The sequence below is a fragment of the Nitratireductor sp. CH_MIT9313-5 genome, assembly GCF_037029545.1.
GTDB lineage: Bacteria > Pseudomonadota > Alphaproteobacteria > Rhizobiales > Rhizobiaceae > Chelativorans.
The window spans coordinates 21,868-36,127 of record NZ_JAYMER010000006.1; the positions used below are offsets into that span (position 1 = coordinate 21,868).

The 14,260-nt window shown below is 59.7% G+C and carries 15 protein-coding genes; 6 read left to right on the plus strand and 9 right to left on the minus strand.

What is annotated here, in order from left to right:
• The first annotated feature begins 87 nt into the window (after positions 1 to 87).
• Entirely contained in the window at positions 88 to 432 is a 345-nt protein-coding gene (locus tag WA367_RS00455) for a DUF6538 domain-containing protein (RefSeq protein WP_336054928.1), read from the plus strand.
• Here the strand turns inward: WA367_RS00455 and WA367_RS00460 are convergent.
• Positions 429 to 1,028, minus strand: coding sequence for a TetR/AcrR family transcriptional regulator (locus WA367_RS00460; protein ID WP_336054929.1), 600 nt, complete (start codon positions 1,026 to 1,028; stop codon positions 429 to 431). The two genes, WA367_RS00455 and WA367_RS00460, sit on opposite strands and share 4 nt — an antisense overlap.
• An 89-nt stretch (positions 1,029 to 1,117) precedes the next feature.
• Between WA367_RS00460 and WA367_RS00465 the strand changes: the two genes are divergently transcribed.
• Positions 1,118 to 2,542 carry a coniferyl aldehyde dehydrogenase gene (locus WA367_RS00465; RefSeq protein ID WP_336054930.1) on the plus strand — a complete coding sequence of 475 codons (1,425 nt, stop codon included), beginning with the start codon at positions 1,118 to 1,120 and terminating at the stop codon, positions 2,540 to 2,542.
• 30 nt (positions 2,543 to 2,572) lie between these two features.
• Positions 2,573 to 3,421, plus strand: a complete 849-nt coding sequence (locus tag WA367_RS00470) for an SDR family NAD(P)-dependent oxidoreductase (RefSeq protein ID WP_336054931.1) — start codon at positions 2,573 to 2,575, stop codon at positions 3,419 to 3,421.
• A gap of 121 nt (positions 3,422 to 3,542) precedes the next feature.
• Here the strand turns inward: WA367_RS00470 and WA367_RS00475 are convergent, their stop codons facing one another.
• From WA367_RS00475 to WA367_RS00500, 6 genes are all read right to left on the minus strand, one after another.
• Positions 3,543 to 4,373, minus strand: coding sequence for an N-acyl homoserine lactonase family protein (locus WA367_RS00475; protein WP_336054932.1), 831 nt, complete (start codon positions 4,371 to 4,373; stop codon positions 3,543 to 3,545).
• 2 nt (positions 4,374 to 4,375) lie between these two features.
• On the minus strand, positions 4,376 to 5,392 hold the full coding sequence (locus WA367_RS00480; protein ID WP_336054933.1) for an aldo/keto reductase: 1,017 nt from the start codon (positions 5,390 to 5,392) through the stop codon (positions 4,376 to 4,378).
• Complete coding sequence (locus WA367_RS00485; RefSeq protein WP_336054934.1) at positions 5,389 to 5,676, minus strand: putative quinol monooxygenase; 288 nt, start codon at positions 5,674 to 5,676, stop codon at positions 5,389 to 5,391. The genes WA367_RS00480 and WA367_RS00485 overlap by 4 nt, the downstream gene beginning before the upstream one ends.
• On the minus strand, positions 5,676 to 7,223 hold the full coding sequence (locus tag WA367_RS00490) for a tripartite tricarboxylate transporter permease (protein ID WP_336054935.1): 1,548 nt from the start codon (positions 7,221 to 7,223) through the stop codon (positions 5,676 to 5,678). Before WA367_RS00490 ends, WA367_RS00485 begins: the two co-directional genes overlap by 1 nt.
• Positions 7,224 to 7,225: 2 nt before the next feature.
• Positions 7,226 to 8,002: a hypothetical protein gene (locus WA367_RS00495; protein ID WP_336054936.1), complete on the minus strand. Its 777-nt coding sequence runs from the start codon at positions 8,000 to 8,002 to the stop codon at positions 7,226 to 7,228.
• An 83-nt stretch (positions 8,003 to 8,085) separates the two neighbouring features.
• Positions 8,086 to 9,096 (minus strand): tripartite tricarboxylate transporter substrate binding protein, encoded by a 1,011-nt coding sequence (locus tag WA367_RS00500; RefSeq protein WP_336054937.1) that lies wholly within the window; start codon positions 9,094 to 9,096, stop codon positions 8,086 to 8,088.
• Between the two features lie 143 nt (positions 9,097 to 9,239).
• Between WA367_RS00500 and WA367_RS00505 the strand changes: the two genes are divergently transcribed.
• Genes WA367_RS00505 through WA367_RS00515 form a run of 3 tightly spaced genes read left to right on the plus strand, consistent with a single transcriptional unit; the run spans position 9,240 to position 12,131 of the window.
• Entirely contained in the window at positions 9,240 to 10,394 is a 1,155-nt protein-coding gene (locus tag WA367_RS00505) for an isocitrate/isopropylmalate dehydrogenase family protein (RefSeq protein ID WP_336054938.1), read from the plus strand.
• Positions 10,391 to 11,422, plus strand: a complete 1,032-nt coding sequence (locus tag WA367_RS00510; protein ID WP_336054939.1) for a Gfo/Idh/MocA family protein — start codon at positions 10,391 to 10,393, stop codon at positions 11,420 to 11,422. The genes WA367_RS00505 and WA367_RS00510 overlap by 4 nt, the downstream gene beginning before the upstream one ends.
• Before the next feature lie 13 nt (positions 11,423 to 11,435).
• On the plus strand, positions 11,436 to 12,131 hold the full coding sequence (locus tag WA367_RS00515; RefSeq protein WP_336054940.1) for a GntR family transcriptional regulator: 696 nt from the start codon (positions 11,436 to 11,438) through the stop codon (positions 12,129 to 12,131).
• A 112-nt stretch (positions 12,132 to 12,243) separates the two neighbouring features.
• On the opposite strand, the gene WA367_RS00520 is transcribed toward WA367_RS00515, so the two are convergent.
• Positions 12,244 to 13,761 (minus strand): tripartite tricarboxylate transporter permease, encoded by a 1,518-nt coding sequence (locus WA367_RS00520; RefSeq protein ID WP_336054941.1) that lies wholly within the window; start codon positions 13,759 to 13,761, stop codon positions 12,244 to 12,246.
• A 1-nt stretch (position 13,762) separates the two neighbouring features.
• Positions 13,763 to 14,257, minus strand: a complete 495-nt coding sequence (locus tag WA367_RS00525) for a tripartite tricarboxylate transporter TctB family protein (RefSeq protein ID WP_336054942.1) — start codon at positions 14,255 to 14,257, stop codon at positions 13,763 to 13,765.
• Positions 14,258 to 14,260: the final 3 nt, after the last annotated feature.

Sequence of the window (14,260 nt, forward strand, 5' to 3'; positions counted from 1 at the left end):
TTGCTGAAAGCTGTCCTTATGCCCCCTCACCCTGCCTAGGAATTAGTATGCGACGGCAAAGCGCCGCCAGCCGTTGGTGAGAATGTCATGGCTTGTGCTTCCTATCTTTCCCGCCGTGATGGCCGTTACTATCTGCAGGTTCGTCTTAGCCGTACACCTGCCCGCCTGCTCGGCAAGCAGCTCTATATAGTCTCGTTAAGGACCAGCGATTATCGTCAAGCTCGCATCCGTCTTGCCGAGCATCTGGGCTGGATCCACAGAATGAATGACAGCGTCGACTACGCCTCGCTCTTCCAGAAGAACGTCCGGGAGCTGGATGAGGATCAAAGCATTTACTGCGTCCAGACAAGCAGCCGCCTTTCTAGGCGTTTGCGCGTTCAGGTAAGCTCTCCCGTGCCCCATGACCGCGAAGGCCGCATCAGCACGCGCTAGGCTTGGAGGCCCTCCAGAAGGGCCGTCAGAGCCAGTTCGATGGCATTGTCGCCCACTTTCTCGGGCTGGAGCAGGCCGTTCAGTTCCAGCATTGTCAGTCCGTGAATTTGCGCCCAGCAAGCCGTGGCTTGTCCACGTGACGGCCGTTCGCGCACCTTGCCTTGCCGTTGACCCTCTTCGATCAGCGAAACCGCGAAATCGAAAGCGTTCAAGGCGCGCGGATCAAGATGAGCGGCAATCGTTCCGAACTCGCCCCCAAACATCAATCGGTAGAGTGCGGGATTCTGCTTTGCAAAATCCATATAGGCCGCTGCCGCGGTGAAGAACTTCGATGCGAAATCTTCTGGCGCTTTTTGCACAGTTTCGGTGAGTGTCGCCGTCAATCTGTCGAACCCGACCAGCGCCATTTCGGTCAAAAGCGCTGCCTTGTCTGCAAAATGCTTGTAGGGCGCCGCATGGCTCACACCCGCGCGGCGCGCGACCTCGCGAAGCGTGAAATTCACACCCTCCGGCTCCGTCAGCATGGCCATCGCAGTGTTCAGCACGACACGCCTCAGATCGCCGTGATGATAGGGCCGTTTTTCCTGCTTGGTCATCCTGTCCCTGTCTCTTCGCTTTAAGTTGACAGCGTCTACATGCCGCGCTACACAATTGCAAGTTTCCACTGTCTACATAGGAGGCAGATGTGAATGATCTGCGCAATGCATCCGCCGAAGCGCCAGCAACCGTTCTGGAGCGTCAGCGCGAGGCATATCTGCGCGATGGCGCGCCCGATCTGGCGACCCGCCGTTCGGACTTGTCGCGGCTACGCGCGCTGCTGATCGACAATCGAGGCGAGTTGGAAAAAGCCGTTGCGGCAGATTTTGGTCACCGCTCGTGCCATGAAACGGCGCTCATGGAACTCGTGCCGACTGTCGAAGGCATCGATTACCTGTCGAAAAATCTAAGGCGATTCATGTCACCGGAGCGCAGGAAGGTTTCGGCGGTGTTTCGCATGGGCTGCGCCCGCGTCGCATATCAACCCCTCGGGGTGATTGGCATCATCTCGCCCTGGAACTATCCGCTGAACCTCGCCCTGATGCCGCTCGCAACCGCTCTTGCGGCGGGAAACCGGGTCATGCTGAAGCCTTCGGAATTGACGCCGCGCACCAGTGCCCTGATGCAACACCTTCTGGCGGAGGCCTTCGACGCAGAGAAGGTTGCTGTAATTACCGGAGATGCCGAGGTGGCGAAAGCCTTCAGCGCCTTGCCTTTCGACCACCTGATGTTCACTGGCAGCACCAGAATCGGGCGCGCGGTGATGCGCGCGGCCAGTGAGAACCTGACGCCCGTGACGCTGGAGCTCGGCGGCAAGTCACCCGCCATCATCGCGCAAGGGGCGGTTGATCAAACGGTTGCCCGCCGCATCGCCTTCGGCAAGCTGGCCAATGCCGGCCAGACCTGCGTTGCGCCAGATTATGCGCTGATACATGAAGATGACCTTGAGGTCTTTACCACTGCGCTCGACACCGCGACCGCACGCCTCTATCCGAAGGGTCCGGTCAGCGACGACTACAGCACCATCGTGAGTGACGCGCATTACGACAGGCTTATCGGCCTGATCGAGGATGCGAGAGCCAAAGGCGCCAAGATCATGACCATGGGTCATGACGCGGAGAGGGCGCCGAATCGTAAACGGACGATCGCGCCCACCCTGATCCTGAACCCGAAGCCGGATATGGATGTGATGCAGGACGAGATTTTCGGTCCAATCCTGCCCGTCATGACCTACCGGACGCTGGATGAGGCTATCACCTTTGTCAATGCTCGCCCCCGCCCCCTCGCTTTATACTGGTTCGGACCTTCGGGCGAAGATCAGGATCGCGTCCTGGCCGAAACAACCTCCGGCAATGTCGGCATCAACAGCACCATGATGCATGTCGCGCAGGACGATCTGCCTTTTGGCGGTGTCGGCGAGAGTGGCATGGGCGCTTATCACGGCGTGGAAGGCTTCCGCCGGTTCAGCCACGCAAAGGGCATCTTTGTCCAAGGCCGCTGGAACTTCGCCGATCTCGCCATGGCACCTTTTGGCGGACTGGCAAACCGGTTGCTGAAATTCATGCTCAGGTAACGCGATCGAGTAGGGTCCGGAGAAAATACAATGACACAGATCGCAGGAAGCACGGCGCTTGTCACCGGTGGCGCATCCGGCATCGGGCTATTGATGGGCCGGATGTTGCTGGAGCAAGGCGCAGCGCGCCTGATCATATGGGATGCGAGTGCAGCCAATATCGAGGCAGCGCGTGCCGTGCTGAACCGCTCTCGTGCTGTCGAATTTGAAGAGATCGACGTGTCGGACACCGCTAACGTTCTTGCCGCGGCAGGGCGCCTGGAAGCTGCGGGGGCGCAGATCAATCTGTTGTTCAACAATGCGGGTATCGTGGTGGGAAAGCCGTTCCTCGAGAACGACCATGCCGACATTGATCGGACACTGGCAATCAATACGGGTGCATTGATGCATCTGACGCGCGCGCTCCTCCCCGGAATGGTGAGGCGAGGCAGAGGGCATGTCATCAACATCGCTTCGGCGGCGTCGCTTGTGTCAAACCCGAATATGAGCGTCTATGCCGCAAGCAAGTGGGCTGTGACCGGTTGGTCGGACTCGCTCAGGCAGGAACTGGAGCGCGCCGATACGGGTGTGCGCGTCACGACGGTGCTGCCCTACTACATTCATACCGGCATGTTCGAGGGCGTGCGCTCGCGCCTCATTCCAATCCTCCAGCCCGAAGACGTGGCGCGCCGCATCCTGCGCGCCGTAGAGCGCGACGCGGTCTTTCTCCACATGCCGACCATCATACGATTTCTGCCGCTTCTGCGTGGCCTGTTGCCCACGCGGGCGCTCGACTTCGTCCTCAACCGCATCTTTGGCGTTGCGAGCAGCATGGACGGGTTTCGTGGACGCAGCGTGCAGGAGAAAGAGGTGGGCGAAGCAGGTGGCACAAGGTTGTGAAGGCCCGCACGGGTACCTGGATTGAAGGCATGGTGCCATCAATCCACATATTGCGTACGGCCCATCATGGCAGACGGCAGAGAAATGGGGAGCACGGATAACCTCATCGCCCAAGAGGTGGCTACGCCTGGTCCTGCCCTGTCCGCTGGAGGAAATCTGCTGCTGGTTCCACATCCAGCCGGTTGACGGCCAGCTTGCCGCTGGAAGCAACAAGCGGGAACAGCTTGCGCACGAGCGGGTCGTGACCGGGAATGATGAGCGACGGGCCACCCGCAAGTTGCGGCAGAAGCTCGAAACCATCCAGCATGGCTTGGCTGTTTTCCACGATGGGGAAAAGCTTCTTGCGCAGGAAGTTCTCGTAATAATGCGAGGCGTCCGAGGCGAGCACCAGCCAGCCGCGTGCCGTTTTCACCCGCACACATTGCAGGCCGCGCGAATGCCCTCCAACTGCGTGAACTTCCACGCCGGGCACAACTTCGCTGTTTCCCTCATGAAAGACAACACGCCCCGAATAGACATGGCGGACCATCTCCACCACATGCTCCACACTGAAAGGTGCCTGTAGCACGCCGTGACACATGCAGGGACCGGTGGCGAAGGCCATCTCGGCAGCCTGCAGGTGGAAGCAGGCATTGGGAAAGTCGCCAAGCGATCCCGCATGGTCATAGTGCAGATGGGTGATGATAACCGTATCGACACTTGCCGGATCAATGCCGAAATCGGCTAGGCACTTCGCCGGTGACTGCAGGATCGGCCGGCCTCTGCGCCTGGCTTCCACTTCGTCATAGCCGGTATCGACAACGATGACGCGATCGTCGTTGCGAATGACCCAGATGGAATAGTCCATGTCATGCGGGCTTGCATGGTCATCGTCGAAGAGGAAGGAGTCCGCCCGGGTGCGCGTGTTGCGCTCGGCATATTTCAGGGCGAAGACTTGATATGTGTCGTGCATCCTCATTCCCCCGGAAATGAAACCTTGCGCCCGTGAAGCGGTGCACGTGGGTCCCAATAGTTCGGCACGGGCGTGGTGCCCGGCGAACAGAGCGCGCTAAGAAGGGCTTCGTCTTCGGCATCATAGGGTACGTTCATCGCTTCCAGATAGGCTTCAAGCTGCTCCAGCGTGCGGGGACCGATCAGGACGCTTTTGACGGCGGAATTGGCGAGCACCCATTGAAGTGCCAGATGCGCCGGGGTCAGACCTTTGGTATCGGCATGATCTGCCGCCCTGGCGGCAAGTTCGAGCGTGGCCGGATGAAATTCGGTCTCAAGCATGCGCTTGTCGCCGCGGGCCGCGCGTGAACCTTCGGGCATGCCGGCGCGGTATTTGCCGGTCAGCACACCACGGGCGAGCGGCGAATAGGGTACCACCCCGATACCGAAATGCTGGCATGCGGGAAGGTAGTCGGCTTCCGCCATGCGATTGAGCATGTGGTAATAGGGCTGCGCGGCAACAGGACGGGCAATGCCGGCACGATCAGCCAGCCGCACCATCTCCACGATCTTCCATGGCCGGAAATTGGAGACACACCAGGAGCGGATGGCACCGCTTCCCAAAAGCGCGCCAATGGCACCCACCACTTCATCGAGTGGCGTAAGGTTGTCGTCGTGATGGAGATAATAGAGATCGATCACCTCGCGTTGCAGTCGTTCGCGTGAAAGTTCTGCCGCGCGGCTGATCCATTCCGGCGAGAGACCTCCACTGCCTTCCACACCGGGAAGGGGGTTGCCGCATTTCGTGGCGAGAACCACTTTCTGATCGCGACCGGCAAGCAGCCTGCCCAATATCGACTCCGAACGCGTACCCGCATAGGAATCAGCGGTATCAATGAAATTCCCACCCGCTTCCAGGTAGCGATCCAGTATGGCGGCAGAGGCGGCTTCGTCTGCCTGATCTCCGAACATCATCGTGCCAAGGCAAAGGCGCGACACTTCCGGGCCCTTCGGCGCCAGTTCGTTACGCGGGAGCATCATGCCTTCGCGCTCCAGGTCAGAACCTTCTTGTCTGCAACCCAGTCCGCGACTTCTGCATCGAATGCCTTGAAGTGTTCGCTCGCCAGATGCGCGTCGAAGGCTGCCCGGTCGTCATAGATCTCGTAGAGGAAGACCTCGTTCGGGCGTTCTGCATCCGTCCATACATCAAAGACGGAGCAGCCGGGTTCCTTCGCAAGCGAATCCCTGGCCTGCTGGACCACGCGCTTCTCGAATGCCGAGAAATTCTCTGCGTGAAGGCGGAAGCTGACGGCGACACAATACATCAGGCACTCTCATTGTTGGCAGGCATGACTGCGGGTGCTTTCCGCCTGAACAGGTGGCTTGCCGCGCGCTTCACGGCGGGGATCTGCGACAGGATCAGAAGCAGGTTCAGGACGACCAGTATGGCCGCACCCGGCCTTGTGATGAAAGTGGTCAGATCCCCATCGGAGACCAGCAGCGACCGGCGGAAGGTCTCGTCGAACAGACCGCCCAGAATGACGCCGATTACCAGTGGTGCGATCGGATATTCCATCCGGATCAAGGCGAAAGAAACAAGCCCCACCACGACCATCAGGAAGAGGTCATTGACCCCGCCGCCGACCGAAAACGAGCCAATCGTGGTGAGCACCATGACGATAGGCAGGAAGATCGTTTGAGGCAGGCGCAGAACGGTGATGAAGACCCGCGCCATGAAGAGGCCAAGCACGAACATGGTGAAGGAGGCCAGCACCAGAATGGCAACGATGCGAATGATGAGCATCGGGTCGATGGTCGGCCCCGGCGTCACATTGTTGATCATCAGCGCGCCAAGCAATGCGGCTGCCGGAGGCGACCCGGGAATACCGAGCACGAGGAGCGGAATGAGCGCACCCCCGATACAGGCATTGTTCGCAGTCTCCGAAGAGAGCAATCCCTCAAGCGAACCCTTGCCGAACTTCTCCGGTTCCTTGGAGAAGCTTTTGCCCACGCCATAGGATACCCAGCCGGAGACATCCTCACCGACGCCGGGCAGCGAGCCGATGCCAACGCCGATCGCGCCGGAACGTGTGATGGTGGGGAGGTATTTCCGGACCTTGCCGAAACTTGGCACTATGCGCCCGATCTGGATGGGGTTCGCTACCTGTGCGCCTTCACGCAGGCCGTAAAGGATCTGCGGAATGGCAAATGCGCCCATCAGGACCGGAACGACCATGAAGCCGGAGAGCAGATAGGACCAGCCGAAGGTGTAGCGCTGCTCAGACAGGATAGGGTCAAGTCCAACCATCGCCATTGCCAGTCCGATAAGCCCCGCGATCCAGCCCTTCACCACGAGATCGGAGCTCATCAGTGTGCCGGACACGAGAATGCCAAACAGGGCGAGCAACGCCTTTTCGGGCGACGCAATCTGCTTTGAAACCGCCATCAGCACCCAGACGAAGATCAGAAGGCAGAAAGTGCCGATCATGGTTCCGATGAAAGAGGCCGTGGTCGTCATGCCGAGCGCTTCGCCGCCCCTGCCCTGCCTGGCAAGCGGATGGCCATCCATCGCGGTTGCGGCAGACGCGGCAGTGCCGGGAATGTTCAGGAGGATGGAGGGATAGGAGCCGCCATAGATCGCGCCGACATAGGCGCCAATGAGTGCGATAAGCGATTGCTCGACGGGAAACTTGTTGCCGAAGAAGCCGGTCAGGATGGTGACCGCGAGCGTGGCAGTCAGGCCCGGCAGTGCGCCGAAAATGATACCAAGCGCGACCGAGCCGACGAGATAGAGATATGTGACCGGATCAAGCGCGAGTTCGGCGAAGATCATGCCGAAGCTTGCGAACTGGGACAGGAGAAATTCGAACATGATCAGCCGCCCTTCTTGCCCGAAAGCCAGGGCCGGACATTGACGTAATACTGGTACTCGATCTGCTTGAAGAAGAGACCGGTGCGGTTCGGCACGTTCTGCCGGAAGCCGAAGGCCATGGCGACGATCAGGAAGGCTGGCACAAGAAGCGCCACGAGCGGTGCGGCTTTCAGGAAGCCATCGGGTTTCTCCCCGGCCATGCGGATGTCGCTGAACATGGTGATTGAGAGGGCGAAGAAGGCAGCCAGCGCCAGCCAGTCGTCATCATGCGGCGTATTCCATTCCGATTGCGGGAAGTGGACCAGCAGAGCGTAGATCGACGGAATGAGGACCGCGACAAGCGCAATGAAGGTCGCGCGCGGGCGCTGAATATGGAAGCCAAAGGTGAGCGCCAGAATGACCAGCGCGCTGCCGATGATGAAGTCTACGCGCGGCACGAGGCCGAAGATGTAGCAAAGCAGGATCAGCGCCACCGCCCCCATGCGGCCAGCCGATGATGAGGTCATCCAGTCGCGCACGGCCTGCACCTGAAGCGCATTGGGCGCCCCGCCCTGGCGGATCGCGGTAAGCAGAAGGCTCAGGCCCAGAAGTAGTATGGCCGCGAAGATGCCATAGGGAACAAGGGCCGCCGAATTGTACCACTGGCCGGATTCAACGCCTGCGGCATTGGCGCGGAAAAACGGGATCTCGCTCGTCTTGTAGAGAAAGAAGATGCTGACCGCGATCAGCACAAGAGCCGTCCAGAAATCCTGCTGACGCAGCCTTGTCTTGTCTTGCATTACCAAGCGCCTCTGCTTGTCAAAAGATCACTGCACCGGGCGCTTCAAACACCCGGTGCAGACGCCCCCGCATCACATGGCGGTCAAGGCTTGGGAATACCCAGTTCGGCTGGATCGACTGCGGCAGAGTCCAACTCCTTCAGCGTCCAGGCGAAGTTGCTTTCAAGCTTGGCGAATTGCGCGGAAGCTTCCGCACCTGCAAGGCCGGACAGGTCGTAATAGTTCGACGCGGCCCACTCCTTCACCTTTTCCGACTGCATGGCCTTGGCGAATGCTTCCTCAAGCACCTTCTTGGCGTCATCCGGCGCATCCGCCAGAACGGCAAAGCCGATGGCCTGCTTCAGCGGAAGATATTTTGAAAGGTCGGAATAGCTGTCGAAGGCGGACGGAATTTCCGTACCGTCGAGGTCACCCTTTTCGGGAACAAGCATCGCAAGCGGCTTCAGCTGGCCACCCTTGATGAGGCCCTGCTGCTCGGCAAGCGAAGTGACGATGACGTCCACTTCACCGGCAACGGCTGCTTCCTGTGCCGGACCTGAGCCGCCATAGGGCACGAACTTGAACTTGGCACCGGTGCCGTTCTCGAGCGCAAGCAGGTTCAGGTGGTGGATCGAGCCGGCGCCTGAGGCCGCTGCAGTAATGGAGCCCGGCTCATTCTTCGCGGCCTCGATCAGCGCTTCGAGGCTCTCATATTCGGAGTCGGCCGTCACCGAGATCAGATCCGGCGAGCCACCGACGATGAAGGGATGCCATACATCGAACTTCTTGTCCCAGCCGCCCTGCACGGCAGCGGTCACGTTGGATTCGGAAATGCCGGCAAGGGTGTAGCCATCAGCAGGCTGGTTCAGCACATATGTCATGCCGTTGGAGCCGGCGACGCCGCCGGTCGTGTTGGTGACCGTGATATTAACCGGCAGCTCCTTTTCCATCTCCGCCATTATCATGCGGTTGATGGAATCGGTACCCCCGCCTGCACCCCAGACAACGACGGTCGTGATGTCGCGATAGGGATATTCCTGCGCCTGCGCAGGTGCAGCCATGACGGCAGCCGAAAGGGCTGCAAGCGCACCCCAAGTTCCAAGTCCGAGCTTCATTTCGGTTCCTCCCGAGATTGCGTTCAACACTTGCGCGGCGTCAGCCACATCACAAGGTCATAAATTGCGTATGCATTAATTTATGCATTGTCAACGACATTGTTTACCGATAAGTCTGCGGTGAAATCGGAGGATGACGATCGATGAGTGTTTCAAACCCACCTTCTGGCAGCACCAACGGGCGCAACGCGCCGCCGCGCTTTACAGTGGCCGTGTTCGAAGGCGATGGCATCGGGCCTGAAATCATGGCACCGACGGTTGAACTGCTGAGCGAGGTCGCCGCAGCGAGCGGCGCATTTGCGCTTGATTTCACTTCCGTGCCCGCCGGTGCGGGACATTATCGCGACCACGGCGTCTCCTTGCCCAAGGAGTCACTGGAGATCGCGCGCAACGCCGATGCAATTCTCCTGTCCGCCATGGGTCTTCCGGAAGTGCGTTATCCCGATGGCACCGAGATCTCGCCGCAGATCGAGCTGCGCATGGAGCTTGGGCTTTTCGCGGGCGTCCGCCCGGTGCTCATCCATCCGGGCCAGGGTTCGCCGCTGAAGGTCGCGGAGAAGAAGGGCTTCGATTTCGTCATCATCCGCGAATCCACCGAAGGCCTCTTCGCCTCTCACGGCAAGGGCCGCGTGAATGGTGACCAGTCGGCGGAAGAAACGCTGGTCATCACCCGCGAGGTGTCGGAAAAGCTCTTCGAATTCGCCTTCAATCTTGCACGTCGCCGCAAGGAGACGGGCAAGGGCCCCGGCAAGGTGCATTGCGTGGACAAGGCCAATGTCTTCCAGGCCTTCGCCTTCTTCCGCAAGATCTTTCACGAAGTCGCCGAGCGGCACACCGATATCGAGGCGCAGACTGCCTATGTGGACGCAACGGCGCTCTGGATGGTGCAGCGGCCCGAGATGTTCGACGTCATGGTGACGGAAAACATGTTCGGCGACATCCTGTCCGATCTTGGTGCTGGCATCATGGGCAGCCTCGGCCTTGCCCCATCCGCCGATATCGGCCTCGACAGTGCGGTCTTCCAGCCCTGCCATGGCAGCGCGCCGGATATTGCAGGGAAGGGTCTTGCAAACCCGCTTGCCATGATCCTCTCAGCATCCATGATGCTGGAATGGCTTGGGCATGAGCACGGGGTTTCAGAAATGCTTGATGCATCCGAACGGGTGACGGCTGCCGTCAATGACGTGATCGGCGAAGGCCGCATCATGACGCCCGATCTCGGCGGCAGCGCCAACACGGATGCCGTTGCAGGCGCCGTTCTGGAAGCCTTCAACCGTCGTCTCAAGGCCGCCGCATGACGCTTTCGGTTGCCGTCATAGGTGCAGGCTATTTTGCCGGCTTCCATGTTGAAGCCTGGCAGCGTAATCCCGACGTCGAACTCAAGGCCCTGATCGACCTTGACCGGAGCAAGGCCGAATACCTTTTGACGGAGCATGGGGCAAGGCAGGCGGTTGTGGCGAAGCGCCTGCCCGACGAGGGCGGCTTCGACATCATCGACATCGCCGCACCGCCAGTCGCCCATGCTGAACTCGTCCGTCAGGCACTTCGCACCGACGCGCGAGCGATCATCTGCCAGAAGCCTTTTTGCACCTCGCTTGAGGAAGCCGAAGCTGTTACCGACGAAGCGCGGCAGGCGGGCAAGCTGCTCGTGATCCACGAAAATTTCCGCTTCCAGCCCTGGTACCGCGCCATGCGCCGCGAGATCGAGAACGGGCGCATCGGGCAGCTCTATCAGGTGACCTTCCGTCTGCGCCCCGGCGACGGACAGGGAGCGGAAGCCTATTTGTCCCGCCAACCCTATTTCCAGAAGATGGAGCGCTTTCTGGTGCACGAGACCGCCGTGCACTGGATCGACACCTTCCGCTTCCTGATGGGCGAACCGGAGGATGTGTTTGCCGATCTGCGCAAGCTCAATCCGGTGATTGCCGGCGAAGACGCAGGCTACTTCATCTACCGCTTCGGCGACGGAAGGCGCGCGCTATTCGATGGAAACCGCCTTGCCGATCATGCCGCCGACAATCCGCGCCTGACCATGGGTGAATGCCTCATCGAGGGCAGTGAAGGCACGATCGCGCTCGACGGTTTCGGCAGGCTTACATCTCGCAGGCGCGGTGCGAGGGAATGGCAGGAAATCCCGCTCGAATTCGACGCCAGCCGTTTTGGCGGTGACTGCGTCTATTTCCTGCAGAAGCATGTCAGCGATCATCTGCTCAACGGCAGCGCCATAGAGAATGATGCCGCTTCCTATCTGCGCAATATCCAGATCGAAAACGCCATCTACCATTCCGCCGAGACGGGCAGCATGGTATCGCTTGGGCCGAAATAGGGTTTCAGGCTTCATGGGCGAGACGCTTTCGACCACATCCCCGGAGAACAAGCCGCAATCGCAGACACAGCGTGCGGTGATGCTTCTGCGTGAGATGGTGATCTCGAACAAGCTCCTGCCCGGCTCCAACCATCTGGAAGCGGAACTCGCCGAAATGCTTGGCATGTCGCGTACGCCTGTGCGTGAAGCGGCCATCATTCTTGAAGGTCAGGGGCTTGTGGAAGTACGCCCGCGTCGCGGCATCCGCATCCTGCCGATCTCGCCGAAGGACATGGAAGAGATCTATTCGATCCTCACCGAACTTGAATCGCTCGCCGCTCATGATCTTGCCGTAAAGGGTCTGAGCGAAGATGAACTCAACGAGCTGCGCAGCCATATCGACGAGATGGAGAAGGCGCTTGGGCGTGATGACCGCCAGCTCTGGGCGCAGGTGGATGACCGCTTCCACCGCCGCCTGATCCAGCTTGCCGGCAACCGGCGGTTGGAAAGTATCGTTTCGACCTATTCCGATCAGGTGCACCGCGCCCGCCTGCTGACGCTTTATATCCGCCCTGCCCCGCATAAATCCAACGCCGACCACCGCGCATTGGTGGAAGCCATTGCCGCCGGCAAAGCCGACGAGGCCCGCGAAATCCACCGTCAGCATCGTATCAAGGCGAAGGAACTCATGATCGAGCTCATCGCCTCCCACGGCTTCTCCGCAATCTGACCCGCCATTCCCCGCTTCGCTTCGCGGTGTTGGCAGACTAAACCGAAGATGAGCCGTGTATACCCCTCATCGCGCAAGCTTCCGAGCAGCTAATGGCTGCAGTAGCGGTTCGCTACAGCTTTGCAGCCTGCGCTCCTACCCTCAGTGCCGGCCTTACCCGCAGCAGCCACACAAACAGAACCGTGAGGGCAAGCAGCACGACACTTGCAGGACTGCGCAGGAAAATCGTTGGATCTCCCTCCGAGACGATGAGCGAGCGACGTAGAAATTCTTCCAGATAAGGCCCCAGAATGATGCCCATCAGAGTGGGCACGACAGGATAGCCGAACCTGCGCAGGAGGAAGGCCAGTACGCCGATCGCAAGCGCCATCCACATCTGGAAGAACGAATATGACGAGGCGTAGACACCCACCATCGAGATCATCGCGATGAAGGCATAGAGGAAGCCGCGATTGATTTGCGAGAGGCGCAGATAGAGCGGGCCAAATGCCAGCACCGAGAGAAACACGAAGATGGAGGCGACAAAGAGCGCTGCAAACATCGGCGCAATGACATGGAAATTGCCGGCCAGAAGAGCCGGGCCCGGCACGAGACCATGGATCAGAAGAACACCGAAAATGATGGCGGTCACCGCATCGCCTGGAATACCCATGGTCAGGAGTGGAATTACCGCACCGCCGCACATGGCGTTGTTGGCCGATTCCGATGCAGCCAGCCCCTCGTAAGACCCTTTACCGAACGCCTCGGGCTTGCGTGAGCCGCGCTTGGCCTCGGCATAGGCGATAAAGGAGGCCATGGACGCGCCACCGCCCGGCAACATGCCGATCAGCACGCCGATGATTGCGCTTTTCAGGAATGTGAAGAAGCCAACCTCACGGATCTTCGCGCGGCTCGGCAAGAAATCCCGGCGCCGTGGCCGCTCGGTCGCGGCAACGGCAACAGCCTTGCCGACAGCCGCCGGTATCGAAGACTGCGCGATCAACTCGCAAACGGCAAAGAGACCAATGACCGCCGGTAGCAGGCTGATGCCTTCCACCAGATGGTAGCTACCGAAATCGAAACGCCCCACCGGCACCATCGGATCTATGCCCACGGTCGAGATCATCAGTCCCAGCGCCATGGCCATCATCGCCTTGATCAGAGGACCCGAGGCAACAATTGTCACGGTGACAACAGCCAGCAGGACAAGCGAGAACTTGTCTGGTGTCTGAAACTGGAGCGCCAAAGCGCTGACCGGCTGCGCGAGCGCAATCAGGATGATCACACCGACGAGCCCGCCAATACCCGATGCAAGCGCACTCATGCCAAGTGCCTGCGTCCCCTCGCCCCGCTTCATCAGGGCATGACCGTCGAGCGTGGTAATCGCGCCGGAGGGTGCACCGGGAATGTTCAGCGTGATGCCGGTGATCGATCCGGAATAGATACCCGCCATATAGATGCCGGCGACCATGACAAGCGCGTCGGCCACATCCATACCGAAGGTGAATGGCAGCAAAAGCGCGATTGCAAGCGTCGCCGTGAGGCCCGGTATCGCACCGAAAAAGAGGCCGAGAAGAAACCCTCCCACCAGATGCAGGAATGTCAGCGGTTGTGCCAGCGCAAGAAAGCCGTCGCTCAGTTGGCCGATCATGTCAAAGCTCCCAGACCGGAAGATAGAGGCCAAACAGCTTCACGAAGAAAAGCCAGCCAAACAGCGTCACCACAGCAGCAGTCACGAATGCGAAGCCAGTGGATCGCAAATGCTTTCCGCTCTGCTCATAGGTAAAGAACCATGCCACGATGAAGGTGAAACAGGCGGCCGCCACCAGATAGCCGAAATAGGAAAAGGCGACGATAAAAAGCGCTGTCGCACCTATGGTCACCGCCGGCCCCAGCAGGGATATGCGCGGCACTATATCCGACTGCGGATCGGGCTTTGCTTCGGCTTCAGCGGCACGAAACTCGCGAATGATGATGGTGATACTGGCCAGATAGACAAAGCCGCAAAGAATGACCGGGAGAAATGCCGGTCCCGGCTCTCCCGTGGCGAAGGGCGGATCCATCTGCACAAGCTGACTGGCATAGATCGTGTTCAAGATCGCCAGACCAAGCGCGAAGATAATCTGCCCGCGAAACAGACGTGTCATTGA